The organism is Adlercreutzia aquisgranensis (assembly GCF_943193145.1).
GTDB classification, from domain to species: domain Bacteria; phylum Actinomycetota; class Coriobacteriia; order Coriobacteriales; family Eggerthellaceae; genus Xiamenia; species Xiamenia aquisgranensis.
Window position 1 is genome coordinate 83,763 of record NZ_CALPDA010000007.1, and the last position, 16,607, is coordinate 100,369.

The following is a 16,607-nucleotide window of genomic DNA, read 5'->3' on the forward strand; positions in this document are numbered from 1 at the left end:
AAACCGTTCAATCCGGCCCGAAACAGCCGTTTTCGCCGAGTTGATGGTGCCAAAACCGTTCAATCCGGCCCGAAACTGTCGTGTTCGTCGGGCAAGCGTTACTCGCAGCCTTCGAACTGGGAGTTGTACAGCTGCGCGTAGAAGCCGTCTTGGGCCAGCAGCTGCTCGTGGGTGCCCTTCTCCACGATGTCGCCGTCGCGCAGCACCAGGATGACGTCGGCCTTCCTGATGGTCGAGAGCCGGTGGGCGATGACGAAGCTCGTGCGCTGGGCCATGAGGGTGTCCATGGCGTCCTGGATGAGCACCTCGGTGCGCGTGTCCACGTTGGAGGTGGCCTCGTCCAAGATGAGCACGGGCCGGTCGGCCAGCACGGCGCGGGCTATGGTGAGCAGCTGGCGCTGGCCTTGGCTTACGTTGGTGGCCTCCTCGTTGACGCGGAAGTCGTAGCCGCCGGGCAGCATCTCCACGAACTCGGCGCAGCGGGCGATGCGGGCGGCCTGCTCCACCTCCCCGTCGGTGGCGTCCAGGCGCCCGTAGCGGATGTTCTCGCGGATGGTCCCCTCGAACAGCCATGAATCCTGCAGCACCATGGCGAAGTCTTGCCGCAGCTCGGCGCGGTCCCAGTCGCGCACATCGATCCCCTCCACGCTGATGCTGCCCTGCTGTACGTCGTAGAAGCGAAGCAGCAGCTTCATGAGCGTGGTCTTGCCCGAGCCGGTGGGCCCGACGATGGCCACGGTGGAGCCCGGATCCACCTCGCAGGTGAAATCCTTGATGACCGGCGCGTCGGGCTGGTAGCCAAAGCGCACGTGGCTGAAGCTCACCCGGCCCGTGCGCGCGCCCGGCAGCTGGGGGTGCGCAGGCTCGCCCTCCTCCGGCGCCTCCAGGAACTCGAAGACGCGCTCTGCGGCGGCGGCCATGGCCTGCAGCGTGTTGGAGACGTTGGCCAGCTGGGTGATGGGCTGTGTGAAGTTCTGCACGTACTGCATGAACGCCGAGATGTCGCCGATGGTCACGCGGCCCGACACCGCCAGCATGGCGCCTACCACCACCACGCCCACGTAGCCCATGTTCGACACCAGCTTCATGAGCGGCATCATCATGCCCGAGAGGAACTGGCTTTTCCAAGCGCTCTCGTAAAGGCGCTCGTTCTCTTCCTGGAAGCGCGCCACCGCTTCGTCGGCCTTGTCGAAGAGCTGGATGACGTCGTGGCCGGAGAAGTCCTCCTCCACGATGCCGTTGACCACGCCCAGCTGCTTCTGCTGGCGGACGAACCACTTCTGCGAGAAGCGCACGATCACGCCCACCACCAGCAGCGATGCCGGCACCGTCAGCAGCGTGACCAGGGCGAGCTGCCAGGAGATGGAAAACATCATCACGGTGACGCCGATAATCTGGGTAACGGAGGTGATGAGCTGGGTGACGCTTTGGTTGAGGGACTGGGAGAGGGTGTCCACGTCGTTGGTGATGCGCGAGAGCACGTCCCCTTTGGCGTGGTCGTCGAAGTAGGAGAGCGGCACGCGGGAGATCTTCCGGGCGATCTGGTCGCGCATCCGCAGGCAGATCCTCTGCGTGATCCCGGTCATGATGAACCCTTGCGCCAGCTGGGCGCCCGCGCTTGCCAGGTACAGCCCCAGAAGGACGAGCATGATGCGGGCGATGCCGTCGAAGTCGATGCCGCCGCTGCCGTTCACCTTCGCCACCAGGCCCTCGAACACCTTGGTGATGACCTTGCCCAGGATATCGGGGCCCACCACGGAGAAGGCCACCGAGGCGACGGCCAGCATGATGGCCGTTGCCAGGCCGACCGCATGGGGCTTGAGGTAGCCTGCCAGCCGGGCCAGGGAGCCTTTGAGGTCCTTGGGCTTCTCGACAGGTCTGCCCGCCGGTCCGCGCCTGCCCATGGGACCGTGACCTCCCATGGGGCCGCGGGGCCTCGACTGCCCGCCGCCGGCGTTCGCTGCGCTGTCGGTGCGGCTCATCGGCAATCACCTCCTTCCGGTGCTGCTTCATCCTTCGCGCCGTCTATGCCCAGTTCGGCGGCGGAAAGCTGGGAGAGCGCGATCTCGCGGTAGATGGCGCAGGAGCCGAGCAGCTCTCGGTGGGTGCCCTGGCCGACCACCGTCCCGTTCTCCATCACCAAGATCTCGTCGGAGTGCATGATGGTGGCCACGCGCTGGGCCACCATCACCACCGCCGCCTCGCCCGATGCGTCCCTGAGCGCTTCCCGCAGCTTGGCGTCGGTAGCGTAGTCGAGGGCGGAGAACGCGTCGTCGAACACGAGGAACTCCGGCTCGGCCGCAAGGGCGCGGGCGATGGAGAGCCGCTGGCGCTGGCCGCCCGACACCGTGGTGCCTGCCTGGGAGACCGGCGTCCGGTAGCCCTGGGGCAGTCGCTCCACGAACTCGGAGGCTTGGGCGGTGGCGGCCGCCTGCTCCATCCGGGCGTCGTCCATGGACTCGTCAGCGAACTTGATGTTCGACTCTATGGTGCCCGAGAACAGGAATCCTTGCTGGGGCACGTAGCCGATGCGTCGCCGCACGTCGCCCACGTTCATGGAGCGCACGTCCACGCCGTCTATGAGCACGGTTCCCTCCGCGGCGTCGTACAGGCGCGGGATGAGCTTGACCAGGGTGGATTTTCCCGAGCCGGTGGAGCCGATGATGCCAAGGGTCTTGCCCGGGGCCGTTTTGAAGCTCACATGGCTGATGACGGGCCGTTCGGCGTCCGGGTAGCGGAAGGTCACGTCGCGAAACTCGACCACGCCCCGCGGCCCGTCGTCGGAGGGCCGCACGGGATGGGTCGGGCTGGTGATGGACTGCGAGCAGTCGATGACGGCGCCCACGCGCTCGGCGGCCACCTGGGCGCGGGGCAGCATCACGGCCACCATGCCCAGTATCATGAAGCTCATGACGATCTGCATGGCGTAGGTGATGAAGGCCATCATGGTGCCCACCTGCAGGGTGCCCATGTCGACACCGTGGGAGCCTACCCATACGATGAGCAGGGCCAAGACGTTCATGACGAACATGATGACGGGCATCATGAAGGCCATGGCGCGGTTGACGAACAGCTGCGTGCCCATGAGGGTGCGCGACGCGTCGTCGAAGCGGGCGAGCTCGGAATCCTCGCGGCCGAAGGCGCGGATGGGCATGAGGCCTTCGAGCATGTCGCGGGAGACCAGGTTCAAGCGGTCCACCAGCGACTGCATGCGCTTGAACTTCGGCATGGTGACGCCGAAGAGCACCCCTAGCACCGCTAGGATGACCAGAAGGCCCACGCCGACAATCCACTCCATGCCCGAGCGGGTAGCCGTCACCTGGATGAAGGCGACGATGCCCATGATGGGGGCGAGCATAATCATGCGCAGCAGCATGACGGCCACCATCTGTATCTGCTGGATGTCGTTGGTGGTGCGCGTGATCAGCGACGCCTGGCTGAACTGCCCGATCTCGGCGGGGGAGAAGCCCATTACGCGCCCGAACAGCGTCTTTCGGGTGTCGCGGGCGATGGAGGCGGCGGTTCGGGAGGCCACGAAGCCCACGGCCACGGTGGTGACGAGCGTGCCCAGGCACAGCCCGAACATGATAAGCGCGATGCGTCCCAGGTAGGCGAACTGCACGTCCTGAAGATCGATGCCCTGGGCCTCGTACTCCCGCTGGACGAAGGCGACGGCGCGTTGGGAGAGCATGGAGGCCGACACGCCGCCCATGGCGTCGCTCAGGGCGCCCGCCGCCCGCACCAGCTCGTCGCGTCCGACGATGCCGGCGTCGTAGAGCTCTCGCACGCCGTCCAAGGTGAGCTTGCCATCGCTGGTCTCTAGGGTTTGCTGGAAGGCCGCGAGGGCTTTCGCGGTCTCGGGCGCTGCCGCCGCCTTCTGGAGGTTGGCGGAGGAAAGCGTGCCTCCCAGGTCGGTCCCGCCGAGCCGGGAGGGGTCGACGCCCTCCTCCAGGGAAAGGGACACGCATTCGGGAAGCGTCATTATGCGCGCGATGGCGCCGGTATCCGGCGCCGCCTGGGCCTCGGTGCCCGTGTAGGCACGGACGCCGTCGCCGTTCGCAGGGCCGTAGGCGGCGTCCACCGCCTGCGCGTCGTCGGCGGTCATGAACATCTGCAGGTTGGAGAGCTCGCTTTCGCGGATGGTTTCCGGAACGGGGCTCGCTATACCTCCCTGCTGCAGGCCCACGTCGACGATGTCGCTCATGTAGGTGGGCAGGGACAGCTCCAGCGTGGCCTGCACCGCCAGCAACACGGCGCAGGCAAGCACGGCGAGGGTATGCCCCTTGAAGAAGCGCAGGAGCTTCATCGGCCCTCCTTCTGCGGTAGGTGCTGGTCCCGGGCAAGCTCGGCGAGATGCTTGAGCACCCGCACGCCGTCCCGGGCGTCTTCGGGGCCCAGCCGCTCGAGCATCCATGCGGTGCGCCGAAGCACGGCCTGCTCATGGGCGTCCGTTACCGAGCGCCCCTTCTCGGTGAGACTGACCACCACGCCCCGGGCATCGCTGTCCGAGGCGCGCTTCTCCACGTAGCCCTTCGTCTCCAGCGCGGTCACGATGTTCGAGATGCGCCCCTTGCTCAGGCCCGAGCACGCGGCGAGCGCCCCCGGGCTGGATTGCCCGCCTTGGCGCGCGAGCAGCCCGAGCACGATGGGCACGCCGCGCGTAGCGTCCATGAGGTCGCCGGGCAGCTTTGGATGGGGCGGGGGCGGAAAGGAGGATGCGTCCTGCGCATCGTCCGGGCGGGGGATGACGTGCGGGGGATGCGCCAGGGGCGGTCGGTGCCCGCCGGGGCCCGGATGGCGGTGCAGCAGGGGCACGAGCCCCATGACCTCGCGGGCGAGCTCTTCGTAATCGACGGTTTCGGACGGGTCGGCCTGTTTGCCCATAGCGGCTTGCTTTCTACTCGATACTATTTTCGGCGCTAGATAGTATCGCTTAGATACCAGTCATGCAACCCCTGTTTTCGAACCTTCACGAACCTGTAGGGAAGCCGGGGCCGCGGGAGGTCTCGCCCCGAAGCGGCGCGACGGAGCGTGAGCCGGGCCGGCGGCTCGTTCGCGCGAGGACGGAGCTGTAGTATCATTTTGGCTTCGAAAGCCGGCGAGTTCGGGAAAGGGGTGCCCATGCGCAGCAAGGAGATGGCGAAGTTGGCCGGCGTATCCGTGCGTACGCTTCGTCATTACCACAGCCTTGGCCTGATGCCGGAGCCCGAGCGCTCTGCCAACGGCTACCGGGACTACTCGCCGGCAGATCTGGCCAGGCTTCTGAGGATAAAGCGCCTCGCCTCCCTGGGCTTTTCGCTGTCGCAGGTGGGAAGCCTGCTCGAGGATATCGATGGCGAGTCGTCGCAGGTGGGTTGCGCATTGCGGGGGAGTACGGCGCAATCGGCCCTCGACGAGCTCGATCGCGAGCTCGAGCTGCAGATAAAGGCCCTTGAGCGGCAGCGGAAGATCGTAGCGCAGCTGAAGAGCGAGGGGCTGTCACCCGACGTTCCCGTTCGCTTCGGCCGGTTGCTGCAGCGCCTGCAGCGGTTCGAGAGCGTTTCCCTGGCGTCGGGGGACGAGCGGATGGCTCTGCTGCTGGCAGGGCACCTCTACACCGATTCCGAGATGAGCGAGCTGGAGCGCGTCGTCGACGCCTTGGAGGACGAGTCGGTGGCAAGCCGGCTTGCCGAGGTCGACCGCCGCTGCATGGCGCTGGCACCCGATGCCTCGAAGGAGGAGCGGGACGCCGTCGTGGAGGATGCCCTGTCCGTGCTGCGCCCCTTGCTGGAGCGCTTCGACGCAGCCAACTGGTCCGGGGAGCAGACCGAGCGCGACAGGCTTCTCGACGAGGCGGCGAACGAGGGCCTCAACGCCGCCCAGCGGGATGTCACGGGGCGCATCGAGGAGGCTATAGCCGCACTGCTCTTGACGGCTCCATGATTCGTTCACAGCGTGCTTGACCCCGACGCTGCGTCATAGTTTTTACTGACTTCCCGCGAAATCGAAGGGAAGGAAGCCCTATGAATGCGAATGTCTCGAACCGCGCCCGCGCCGTTTGCCCGCGCTATCTGCTCTCGTGCGCGTTCTCGCTGTTGGGAAACTCCGTGGCCGGCGTGATTCTGCCGCTGGTTCTGCTCGCCACCACAGGCGATGCCCTGGCTGCGGGAACCCTGGCGCTCATCTGCGCCGCGCCCCAATTCCTCATAGGGCTCGCGGGCGGGGCCCTGATAGACCGTTTCAACCGCAGGGACGTCTCCGTGGTCTCCGACGTTCTGTCAGCGGCGAGCGTGGCGATGCTTCCCGTGGTCGATATGGTATGGGGTCTGTCCTTCGGCTGGTTCGTGGTTCTCGGCTTGGTGGGCGCTGTGGGCGACATCCCCGGCATGACGGCTCGGGACGCGCTTCTGCCCGCCGTATGCGAACGGGACGGCAGGAGCCTGCAGCGGTTCATGGGGCTTACCCAGTCCCTCGATTCGCTCACGGTCATCGTGGGGCCGGCGCTGGCAGCACTGCTTCTGGGTGCTTTCGGCGGTCCGAACGCTCTGTGGTTCACGGCCGCGATGTCCCTGGCTGCTGCCGCCATCACGCTTACGATCCCGCGGTCCGTGGGCAACGTGGGGCCCGCGATCGCCGAGGGGCGGGAAGGGAAGACAGGCTGCAGCCGGACGAATCTGGTCCGGGCCGCGCTTGCGTCCCTTTCCGACGGCGTGCGCATCCTGTTCAAGGGGGATGCCCTGCTGCGCGCCTCTATGATGCTCACGTTCGGCATCGTCATGGTCATGGGCTCGTTTCAGGGGCTCGTCCTGCCGGTGCACTTCACCGCTCTGGGCTCCCCCGAGCTGCTGGGCTTCGTGCTGTCGGCCATGTCTGCCGGGATGCTGGTCAGCTCGCTTGCCTACTCGGCCCTGGCCCACAGGCTGCGCCGCCGGACCTGGTTCGCGCTCTCGCTTGCAGGCATGGCCGCAGGCATCGTCGCCTTGGGGCTGCTTCCGGACTTCCCCCTGCTCGTGGGCGCTGCGATTCTGGTCGGGCTTTCCGCCGGTCCCGCCTCGGCGCTGCTGGGATTCTTCGTGTTCGACCGCATTCCCGCGCAGAACCGCGGGGCGGCTCTCGGAACCCAGAACTCGCTCATGCTGGTGGCTGCGCCCTTGGCCGTGTTCGCGACATCCGCGGTGGTCGAGGGGATGGGCCGGGGGGTTGCTGGCGTGGTCCTGGGAGTCGCTTGGCTGGCCGTCACGCTGTGGGCGCTTTGCACGCCCAGCCTGCGGGACCTTGGGGATGTTACCGAGACGGACGGACGCAGCGCTGCCGCGCCTCGCGGGGGCATCGAAGGCGAGGCAGCCTAGGCGCTGAAGAGCTTTCGCAGCTCGCCGCCGAGCTGCTTGCGGGCGAGCAGGCAGATCAGCAGAAGCAGAAGGAGCGTGCAGAGGACGCTTGCGACGGCGAAGGCTGGCTGCTCGACCAGTCCCGTGGCCAGGGCGGCAAGCGGAACGAGTCCGAGCGCCAGGTCGTAAAGAAGGTACTTGGCGTAGGCCTTGACGAAATCGCTGCGGAACCGGACGACCATCGCCGCGTTGACCAAAAGCGCCACCATGTTCAGGAGCGGGACCGCGTAGGTTGCGGCGAAGGGGCTGCCTGTGGCGGCAAGGAAGGCGAGGGACACGGCCGCGAGCACCAGGTAGGATCGCTCGAAGGTGCGGGGCAGGTCGGGGGAGTGCACCACGATGTTGCGGGCGAACAGACAGCCCAGGACCACAGCTGCACAGGAAACGGCAGTGACCAGGGGATCGGCGCCGCATCCGACGCAAAGGGCCAGAACCGCCGCAAGTGCGACGAGGGCCGCTGCCGCAAGCGCGCGCCTGGCGAGCCTCTTCGGGCGCACGGCGGTGCCCTCCCCGTCGCCCACGATGCTCAGCCGTCCCTCCACCCCCATCTGCTCGAAGGTCGCGAGGAGGGCCTCGACCACATCGTGGCGTGCGAAGACGCTCGATATGCCGATGCTCAGGACGTCGTCGAAGGTGCAGACGATGAAGTTGAGGCCGCGGGTGGAGGTGAGGATGTTCACCTCGCGGACGTAAGGGTCGGTGGCACCCCCCAGCTCGATGCGTCCCAGGCTCGACATCGTGGTGGTCACCTCGCGGGCGGCCATACGCTCGGCGAACGAGAGAGCGGCGTCCTTGACGAACAGGGGCGCGATGCGGATGAGCGGGTTCTTCTCGATCTTCACCATTCGGTTCATGCGGCGCTTCAGTGCGTCGGGCTGGGTCTCGCTCGTCATCTGGGCCTGCACGTGGCGGGCTATCTCCTCGAGCGGCTCGTCGTCGCTTCCGGGCGCGTAGTCCACGAAGGCAAGGCCGAAGAAGTTGCGGGTGGTTTGCGATCCGAAGAGGGCGCGCAGGTCGACGGGGACGTCCATGCGGATGGAGCGGGCGCGCTCGGATTCGGGCATGGTCGAGCGGATGGCGACGATGACGGCGGCTATGAGCAGGGCCGTCACGCGCACGCCCATGGCTTTGGCGATACCGTGGACCTGGCCGGCCGAAAGATGGTACTCGAAGAACGCAGGGTCGGACTCGTCGCGCCATCCTCGCAGATGGTAGACTTTCCTGCTGGGGCTTTTGCCGGCTTTCTCCGGCTCGAAGTGCCTGGTGAAGCTGTCCTCGTTTCTCCGTTCCCGGGACACGGCGGGAGAGGGGCTCGCATCCTCGACGCCGTAGCGCACCCGGACGTAGGCGCCCAGGAGTTCGCGGAAGAACTCCAAGGTGCCGCGGCCGTCCGAGATCATGTGCGAGACCTCAAGGTTGATGCGGTCCTGGAGAAAGGTTACCCGAAACAGCGTGCTGGAGCTTCCCGTATGAAGCCCTGCGCAGATGGAAGGCGATTCCGGCTGCACCGCCGGGGTGCTTTGCGCGGATTCCAGGTAATGCCAGAACATGCCGCTGCGCAGCCGCACGTTGAAGCCGGGATGGTTCTCGACGGCAAGGTCGAGGGCCCTCTGCAGCGCGTTGGGGTCTACGGGATCGACCATGACGGCACAGAAGCGGAACACCGTCTGCTGCGCGCGGCCTGCTTGGGAGGAGTAGAACTTCCCGACGTTGTCTAGTCTGTACCAAGCAGCGTCAGCCATGCGTCGTCCTTGTCCTCGGGAATGGACTCGTCGTTCAGGAAGCCCTCGATGATCTTGTAGGTGTCGCGGACGAAGCCGAGCACGGTGGGGTAGAGGAAGTAGCCGTGCACTGCATCGAGCATGCGCACGCATGTCACCTGGTTGCCGTCCATTTCCAACCGGGCGGCGTAGGCTTCCCCCTCGTCGCGCAGCGGGCAGTACTCCGCGGTGACGACCAGGGTGCGTGGCTGGTTCGAGAGATCGGGTGCCAGAAGCGGTGCGAAGTAGGGGCTCTCGTAGTCCGCCGGCTTGGCCAGGTACATGCCGATGTAGCCCTCCACGTCCTTGCGGGTCAGCAGGTAATCCTCGCCGTTTTCCCGCAGCGACTCGAAGATCGACGTCTCGCTGTGATCGTCGTAGGTAAGCGGGTAGAGCAGCACTTGGGTGCGGCAGGCGAAGTCGCCACGGTCCCGGGCCAGCAGCGACACCACCGCGGCTAGGTTGCCGCCGGCCGAGTCGCCGAACAGCACGATGTGCTCGGGTTCGACGTCGGGCAGGATCTCCTTTGCGAACAGCTGGCACGCCGCAGCGTAGCAGTCCTCCACGGCCGTGGGGAAGCGGTGTTCCGGCGAGCGACGGTAGTCTACGGCCACGACGCGGCGCTGCAGCTTCACGGCCATGCGCATGCAGGTGTCGGCGTAGAAGTCGACGGTGCCGTTGGCCCAGCCTCCGCCGTGGAAGAGCAGGATCGTGCCCTTGTGGTCCTCGCTTACGTGCAGCCCCGACTTAAGGGAGAAGCCTATGTCGAGCGGCGTGAACACCTTCAGGGGGATGGCGTAGCCGTCGCGGGCGGTCGCGACGGCCTCGTCGATGCGGCATCGGGGGTCCGCGATGGTGAGCAGGCCGCTTACCTCCTCGGCCACGCGTTGGGCCCGGTAGTCCTCCGTTATGTCTCCGCGCATCTTCGTGATTGCCTTCACGGCCGCCAATGCTACCTTGTTCATAGGTTCCTGCGCTTTCCTGGCACGGTCGGTCCCAAGGCCCTCGGTCTTCTACGGGCCATGATACCCCATCGGGCAGGCGCCATCCGGTTCGGTCGGCATCCTGTAACGCGGGCGAACCTTCTCACTCGACCTCCGCACTGCGGATGTCCGGAGGCACCTTTGGCCGATTGGGAGCCGTGGCCCAGGCGCGGCCGTGATACTCTTCGCACGATTTTGCCTTGGCGCCGACGCGTCCGACATGGGCTCGCAGCGCCGCGTTTCTCCGAATCGCCCAGAGAGGAAGTCCTATGTCCCGCCTTGTTGTAGAGGCCCCGGAAGCGGCGCGGGTTCGGCAGGATGCCATCGCCGAGTTCACGGCCCGTCGGCTCACCTCGCTGCCGCCCGAGCAGTGCCCGGTGGATTTCACCGCCTCGCTCGTGCGCCTGTTCCTGTCGGATTCGTGCGGGAAGTGCACGCCGTGCCGCACGGGGCTCGCAACCGCCTCGTCGCTTCTGGACGGTATTCTGCGGGGGGAGGGCTCGCCCGAGGATATCCGGGCACTTGGCCAGGTTGCCCGCACCATGTACGCGGCCTCCGACTGCGCCATAGGGTTCACGGCCGGCAAGGCGCTGCTGGACGCCCTCGACGGTTTCGCCGGCGACTTCGCGTGCCATGTGGAGCACGACCGCTGCTCCTGCAAGGCCAAGCCCGCGGCTCCTTGCACCCAGACCTGCCCGGCCCATGTGGACGTCCCCGGCTACATCGCCTGCATTCGGGCGGGGCGCCTCGACGACGCCCTGCGCGTGATCCGCAACGACAACCCGCTGCCCACGGTGTGCGGCTACGTGTGCGAGCATCCCTGCGAGCTTACCTGCCGCCGGTCGTTCCAGGACGACGCCGTGAACATCTGCGGATTGAAGCGCTACGCGGCCGACCATGCGCAGTGGAGCCCGGCGCCGGCGTGCCTGCCCTCCACGGGCAGGGCCGTGGCCGTGGTGGGCGGCGGACCTGCGGGCCTTACCGCTGCCTACTACCTGCGGCTGATGGGCCACGCGGTCACCGTCTTCGACCAGCGCGAGAAGCTGGGCGGCATGGTGCGCTACGGCATTCCCGACTACCGGCTTCCCCAAGAGCGGCTCGACGCCGATATCGACTTCATCCTGAGCACCGGGGTTTCGGCGCGCACCGGCTGCATCGTTGGGCAGGACGTTTCCTTCGACGAGTTGGCCGGCGGCTTTGACGCGGTCTACATCGCCATCGGCGCCCACAGCGACAAGAGCCTGGGGCTTGAGGGCGAGGAAGCTCCCGGCGTGGTGTCGGCCGTGGAGTTCCTGCGTGGCGCCGGCAGCGGAAGCCCCATGGATTTAGCCGGCAAGCGCGTGTGCGTGGTGGGCGGCGGCAACGTGGCCATGGACTGCGTCCGCACGGCCAAGCGCCTGGGCGCGTCATGGGTGGAGTGCGTCTACCGCCGCCGTATCGCCGACATGACTGCCCTTGCAGAGGAGATAGAGGAGGCCCAGGCGGAAGGCTGCCAGATCACCCAGCTGGCGGCGCCGGTGGGCATACAGCTGAACGCCGCTGGCGAGGTGGCCGGACTTATAGTGCAGCCCCAGGTCATCGGGGCCATGGGCCGCGGCGACCGGCCGGCTCCCTATGCGGCCGACGTTTCGGCGCGCACCATTTCCTGCGACGTGATCGTAGTGGCCGTCGGCCAGGCCATCGACAGCTCCGCCTTCGCCCACGTAGTCAAGACCGACCGCGGATGCATCATCGCGCGGGAGGACGCCTCCGTCGCCGACGCCCCCATGCCGCTGTACGCGGGAGGAGACGCGGTGAGCGGGCCGGCGACCGTCATCAAGGCCATCGCCGCCGGCAAGGTGGCGGCGGCCAACATCGACGAGGCGCTCGGCTTCGCCCACGATGTGTTCGACGAGGTGGACATCCCGCCGGCCCGCCCGGCCATCGGAGCGTGCGGTCGCGTCAACCTGAAGGACGTGGCCTTCGCCGAGGCGGCCTGCACCTTCGACCTTGCCAAGATCGGCATGTCCGCCCAGGAAGCGGCCCAGGAGGCCAGCCGCTGCTTGCGCTGCGACCATTACGGCTTCGCCGCAACGCGCACCGAGGAGGTATCCGCATGGTAAACGTGACCGTTGACGGCAAGGCCCTGGCCGTTGCCGAGGGGAGCACCATCCTGCAGGCGGCCGCCCAGGCCGGCATCGCCATCCCCACCCTGTGCTACTTCGCCGACCTCAACGACATCGGCGCCTGCCGCGTGTGCGTGGTGGAGGTGAGGGGCGAGGAGCGCCTGGCCGCCGCCTGCAACACCGCGGTGCGCGAGGGCATGGAGGTGGTCACCGAATCGGAGGCCATCGCCGAAGCGCGCGCCACGGCGCTGCGCCTGCTGCTCTCCCAGCACGACCTCAACTGCGCCTACTGCCACCGAAACGGCACCTGCAAGCTGCAGGGGCTGCTTCTGGAGTACGGCGTGGCCGAGCGTGACGGGTGGGGCAACGTGGTGGAGACGGGCCAGCCCCGCTTCGCCAAGCAGCTTCTGCGGGGGCGACGGGCGAAATGGCCGGCCGATGCCATCGTGCAGCGCGACACCAACAAGTGCGTGAAGTGCGGGCGCTGCATCGCGGCCTGCGATAAGCTGGAGAACATCGGCGTGTGGAGCTTCGTCGGCACCGGCGCCTTCTCCAACGTGGGCGTGGCCGACGGCCTGTCCATGCGCGAGGCGGGCTGCGTGGCCTGTGGCCAGTGCATTACCCATTGCCCCACCGGGGCGCTCACCGAGCGCGACGACGTGGAGCTCCTGAAGGCCGCCATCACCGACCCGCATATCACCACCGTGGTGCAGATCGCCCCGGCCACCCGCACCTCCTGGGGCGTGGGGCTGGGAGCCGACGACGGTGCGCTGGACGTCGAGGTCATGGTGGCCGCCCTGAAGCAGCTGGGGGTTGACTACGTGTTCGACACCTCCTTCGCGGCCGACCTGACCATCATGGAGGAGGGCACCGAGCTTCTGCACGGCTTGGGGGCCGGCGAGCCCGACGAGAACGGCATCACCTGGCCCTTGTTCACCAGCTGCTGCCCCGCCTGGGTGCGCCGCGCCAAGGACCGCCATCCCGACGCCTTGGCGCACCTGTCGTCGGCGAAGAGCCCCATGATGATGCTGGGCGCGGTGATCAAGACCTGGTTCGCCCGGAAGCAGAACCTGGACCCGGCGAAGATCTACTCCGTGGCGCTCATGCCCTGCACGGCGAAGAAGCACGAGGTGAAGCTGCCCATGGAGTCGAACCCCGGCATCCCGGACATGGACGGCTCGCTTACCACGCGCGAGCTCGTCCGCTGGGTGCGCTCGTCGGGTATCGACGTGGGGGCCCTGGAGCCGCAGCCGCTGGACAACCCCCTGGGAGCCTACACCGGCGCCGGCGTGATCTTCGGCACCACCGGCGGCGTCATGGAAGCGGCCCTGCGCACCGCCTACTTCGTGGCCACCGGCCAGCTACCGCCCCCCGACGGCTTCGAGTTCGCCGCATCGCCCCACGGCGGCTGGGTGGAGGCGACGTTTACCATGGGGGAGTCGTCGGTGTGCTGCGCCGTGGCCCACGGCCTCTCCAACGCCGAGGCTCTGCTGGACGCCGTGCGCGCCGGCAAGGCGGAGTACGACTTCGTCGAGGTCATGGCGTGCCCGAACGGCTGCGCGGGCGGCGGCGGACAGCCCATCGACGGCACGGAAAGCGAGCGCGGATTGGAGCGCGGGCAGACCTTGCGCAAGCTGGACAAGACCAAGCTGCCGCTTCGCTACTCCCATGAGAACCCCCAGGTTCAGGCGCTCTACAGCGAGTACTTCGGCGAGCCGTGCTCGGAGCTGGCGCATCATCTGCTGCACACCGTGCACGTCGCCGACTAGGCGCGGGCGCATCCGAAGAGCGAGGAAGAGAGCGCGATGAAGAGATTGACGAGGGCCTTGCTGGCCGCGATGCTGCTGGCGGCGCTGGGGCTGTGCGGCTGTTCTGCGGGTTCTGCCGGCTTGCAGCGGCCAGCCGAGATGGACGGGGCGGGCAGCGCCTCCGAGGCCGATGCCGACGCCGCAGCGCAGGCCGACGAGCTGCGCATCGGGTCCATGAAAGGCCCCACCTCCGTGGGCCTGGCATCCATGATGCAGCAGGGCCAAGGGCAGTTCACCGTGGTTGCCGCCGCCGACGAGCTGACGGCGCTGCTGCTCCAAGACGAGCTGGACATCGCGCTCGTGCCCGCCAACGTGGCCGCCCTGCTGTTCCAGCGCACGGAAGGCCAGGTGCAGGCCATCGACGTCAACACCCTGGGCGTGCTCTACGGCGTGTCGCTGGACGGCTCCGTGGCCTCGGTGGGGGACCTGCGCGGCCGCACCGTGTACATGACGGGCAAGGGCACCGTGCCCGAGTACACCTTCCTCGCCCTGCTGGAGGCGGCGGGCATGGGCGCCGGCGACGTGACGGTGCAGTTCTGCGCCGAGCCGGCCGAGGTGGCGGCGCAGGTGGCCCAGCACGACGACGCCGTGGGCATCCTGCCGCAGCCCTATGCGACGGCCGTCACGGTCCAGAATCCCGACGTGAGGGAAGTGCTCGACCTCACCAAGCAGTGGGCCGAGCTTACCGGCGGCGAGCGGGGGGACTTGGTCACCGGCGTGACCGTGGCGAAGACCTCAACCGTACAGGATCACCGCGACGCGATCAATACGTTCCTGGCCCGCCACGGCGAGTCGGCGGCGGCAGCCAACGCCGACCCCGCCTCCATCGCCGCCACCGTGGCCGAGCTGGGGATCATCGACAGCGAGACGTTGGCCGAGAAGGCCATCCCGCGCTGCAACATCGTGTGTCTGGTGGGCGAGCCCATGCGCCAGGCGCTTTCGGGCTACCTGGAAAGCCTCTACCGGCAGAGTCCCGAAGCGGTGGACGGCGTCCTTCCCGACGCCAGCTTCTACTACGCCGCGCAGTAGCCGTCAGGCCGAGGCGGGCGATTCAGGGCGATGAGGCGTGCAACTCACAAGGACAATCAGAGGGCGGGCGAGGGCTCGAAGGCGGCTTTTGCCCTGTCGGCCCTTGCCTGGGTGGCGCTGTGGGCTGCGGCGGCCGCGGTCGTGGGAAACTCGCTGCTGCTGGCGGGGCCTGGCGAGGTGCTGCGGGCTTTCGCCGAAACCGCCCTTGCGGGCGATTTCTGGCGGGCCGTGGGCCGGACGAGCGTCCGCATCCTGTCCACGATGGCCGCAAGCGCGGCGGCCGGGACCGTCCTTGGCCTGGCTTCCGCCCGCTTCCGCCTGCTGGGCACCTTCCTGGCCCCGCCCTTGCTGGTGATGAAGAGCGCCCCGGTGGGCTGCGTCGTGGTCGTCGTGCTGGTGATGTCGGGGTCGGCCGGGGCCCTTGCGGCCATCGTGGCCTTCGTGGCGCTGCCTCCCTTCTACGTTGCTGCCCTGGACGGCTGCGCTGCCCGCCCCCTCCTTGCCGAACAGGTGCTTCGCCGTGCGGGAGCGGGCCGGCTGCGCGTTTTTCTCAGCTGCACGTGGCCGGCTATGTTGCCCTTCTTCCGCGCCGCGGCCAAAACCGCCGTGGGGCTTTCCTGGAAGGCGGGCATCACGGCGGAGCTGCTCTGCGTGCCCCTGGGGTCGGTGGGGGCTGCAGTGTACGCCTCGAAGCTTACCCTGGACATGCCGTCGCTGCTCATGTGGACCGTCGTGGTCATGGCCTTGGGGTGGGCGAGCGAGAAGGCGCTGCTTTGGCTGCTTGGGCTTACGGGCGCAAGCCCGCGGTGGGCGGTGCGCCTGGCACGGCGTCGCGTTGCGGCGGGCGGGCAGCCCCCAGCGTCCCTGGAGGTCGATCGCGCGACGTTCGGCTACGGGGATGCGCCGGTGCTGAGCGATGTTAGGCTGACGGTCGGCCCCGGTGAGCGGCTGTGCCTCATGGCGCCCACCGGCGCGGGCAAGACCACGCTCGTCTCGCTGCTTGCGGGCATGGGGAGGCCGCAGAGTGGCAATGTGAGCGCCCCGGCGCTGTTGGGCGTCGTGGCCCAGCGCGACACGCTGGTGGAAACGCTGACCTCTTTCGAGAACGTGCAGCTGGTCTGCGGCGAATCGGTGCCGCCAAAGCGGCTTGCGGAGGAGCTGTCCTGCTTGCTTCCCGGCGGTGCGCTCCATCGGCCGGCATGCGAGCTTTCGGGCGGCACGCGCCGGTTGGTCCAGATCGCCCGTGCGGTGTACGGCCCCGGCTGTGCGCTGGTGATGGACGAGCCCTTCGCGGGGCTCGACGAGCAGGCCAACGAGCGGGCGTGCGCCTTCATCCTGGCCCATCAGGGCGGCAGGGTCCTGCTTGTCGCCACGCACCATGCCGCCGACGCCGAGCGGCTGGACGCTTCGGTGGCGACCTTGGACGGCGCGTTGACGCGGTCGTGTGCGGGCCGTGTAACGCTTTGCGGATAGGTCACCCATAGGCAACAGTCCCGTATCCTTTTCAACCCAACCCGCAGGAAACCACTAGGCTTCTCCCTGACGTGGAACAAGT

Annotated in this window: 11 protein-coding genes; 6 read left to right on the forward strand and 5 right to left on the reverse strand. The window is 67.8% G+C overall.

From position 1 onward, the window contains the following. Positions 1–98 precede the first annotated feature (98 nt). The 3 genes from NFR41_RS05610 to NFR41_RS05620 are packed head-to-tail and all read right to left on the reverse strand — an operon-like array spanning position 99 to position 4,884. Positions 99–1,982: an ABC transporter ATP-binding protein gene (locus NFR41_RS05610; protein WP_251231042.1), complete on the reverse strand. Its 1,884-nt coding sequence runs from the start codon at positions 1,980–1,982 to the stop codon at positions 99–101. Continuing rightward, positions 1,979–4,306, reverse strand: a complete 2,328-nt coding sequence (locus NFR41_RS05615) for an ABC transporter ATP-binding protein (protein WP_251231043.1) — start codon at positions 4,304–4,306, stop codon at positions 1,979–1,981. Before NFR41_RS05615 ends, NFR41_RS05610 begins: the two co-directional genes overlap by 4 nt. Next, entirely contained in the window at positions 4,303–4,884 is a 582-nt protein-coding gene (locus tag NFR41_RS05620; protein WP_251231044.1) for a MarR family winged helix-turn-helix transcriptional regulator, read from the reverse strand. The genes NFR41_RS05615 and NFR41_RS05620 overlap by 4 nt, the downstream gene beginning before the upstream one ends. Before the next feature lie 237 nt (positions 4,885–5,121). Here NFR41_RS05620 and NFR41_RS05625 point away from each other — a divergent pair, with 237 nt between their 5' ends. Continuing rightward, complete coding sequence (locus tag NFR41_RS05625; protein WP_251231045.1) at positions 5,122–5,922, forward strand: MerR family transcriptional regulator; 801 nt, start codon at positions 5,122–5,124, stop codon at positions 5,920–5,922. Positions 5,923–6,002: 80 nt separating this feature from the next. Further along, positions 6,003–7,328, forward strand: coding sequence for an MFS transporter (locus NFR41_RS05630; RefSeq protein ID WP_251231046.1), 1,326 nt, complete (start codon positions 6,003–6,005; stop codon positions 7,326–7,328). Here the strand turns inward: NFR41_RS05630 and NFR41_RS05635 are convergent. Together NFR41_RS05635 and NFR41_RS05640 are read right to left on the reverse strand one after the other, a co-directional pair. Continuing rightward, a complete protein-coding gene (locus NFR41_RS05635) occupies positions 7,325–9,109 on the reverse strand; it encodes a DUF6320 domain-containing protein (protein ID WP_251231047.1) in 1,785 nt (594 codons plus the stop codon). The genes NFR41_RS05630 and NFR41_RS05635 overlap by 4 nt on opposite strands. After that, a complete protein-coding gene (locus tag NFR41_RS05640) occupies positions 9,082–10,092 on the reverse strand; it encodes an alpha/beta hydrolase (protein WP_251231048.1) in 1,011 nt (336 codons plus the stop codon). The genes NFR41_RS05635 and NFR41_RS05640 overlap by 28 nt, the downstream gene beginning before the upstream one ends. Before the next feature lie 287 nt (positions 10,093–10,379). Between NFR41_RS05640 and NFR41_RS05645 the strand changes: the two genes are divergently transcribed. From NFR41_RS05645 to NFR41_RS05660, 4 genes are read left to right on the forward strand one after another with little or no spacing between them, the layout of a single operon-like run. Further along, positions 10,380–12,212, forward strand: a complete 1,833-nt coding sequence (locus NFR41_RS05645; protein ID WP_251231049.1) for an NAD(P)-binding protein — start codon at positions 10,380–10,382, stop codon at positions 12,210–12,212. Next, complete coding sequence (locus NFR41_RS05650) at positions 12,206–13,984, forward strand: [FeFe] hydrogenase, group A (protein ID WP_251231050.1); 1,779 nt, start codon at positions 12,206–12,208, stop codon at positions 13,982–13,984. Before NFR41_RS05645 ends, NFR41_RS05650 begins: the two co-directional genes overlap by 7 nt. 36 nt (positions 13,985–14,020) lie before the next feature. Then, a complete protein-coding gene (locus tag NFR41_RS05655) occupies positions 14,021–15,052 on the forward strand; it encodes an ABC transporter substrate-binding protein (RefSeq protein WP_251231051.1) in 1,032 nt (343 codons plus the stop codon). Between the two features lie 30 nt (positions 15,053–15,082). After that, the gene (locus NFR41_RS05660; RefSeq protein ID WP_251231052.1) at positions 15,083–16,525 is read left to right on the forward strand and encodes an ATP-binding cassette domain-containing protein; all 1,443 of its coding nucleotides are present in this window, start codon (positions 15,083–15,085) and stop codon (positions 16,523–16,525) included. The last annotated feature ends 82 nt before the right edge of the window (positions 16,526–16,607 follow it).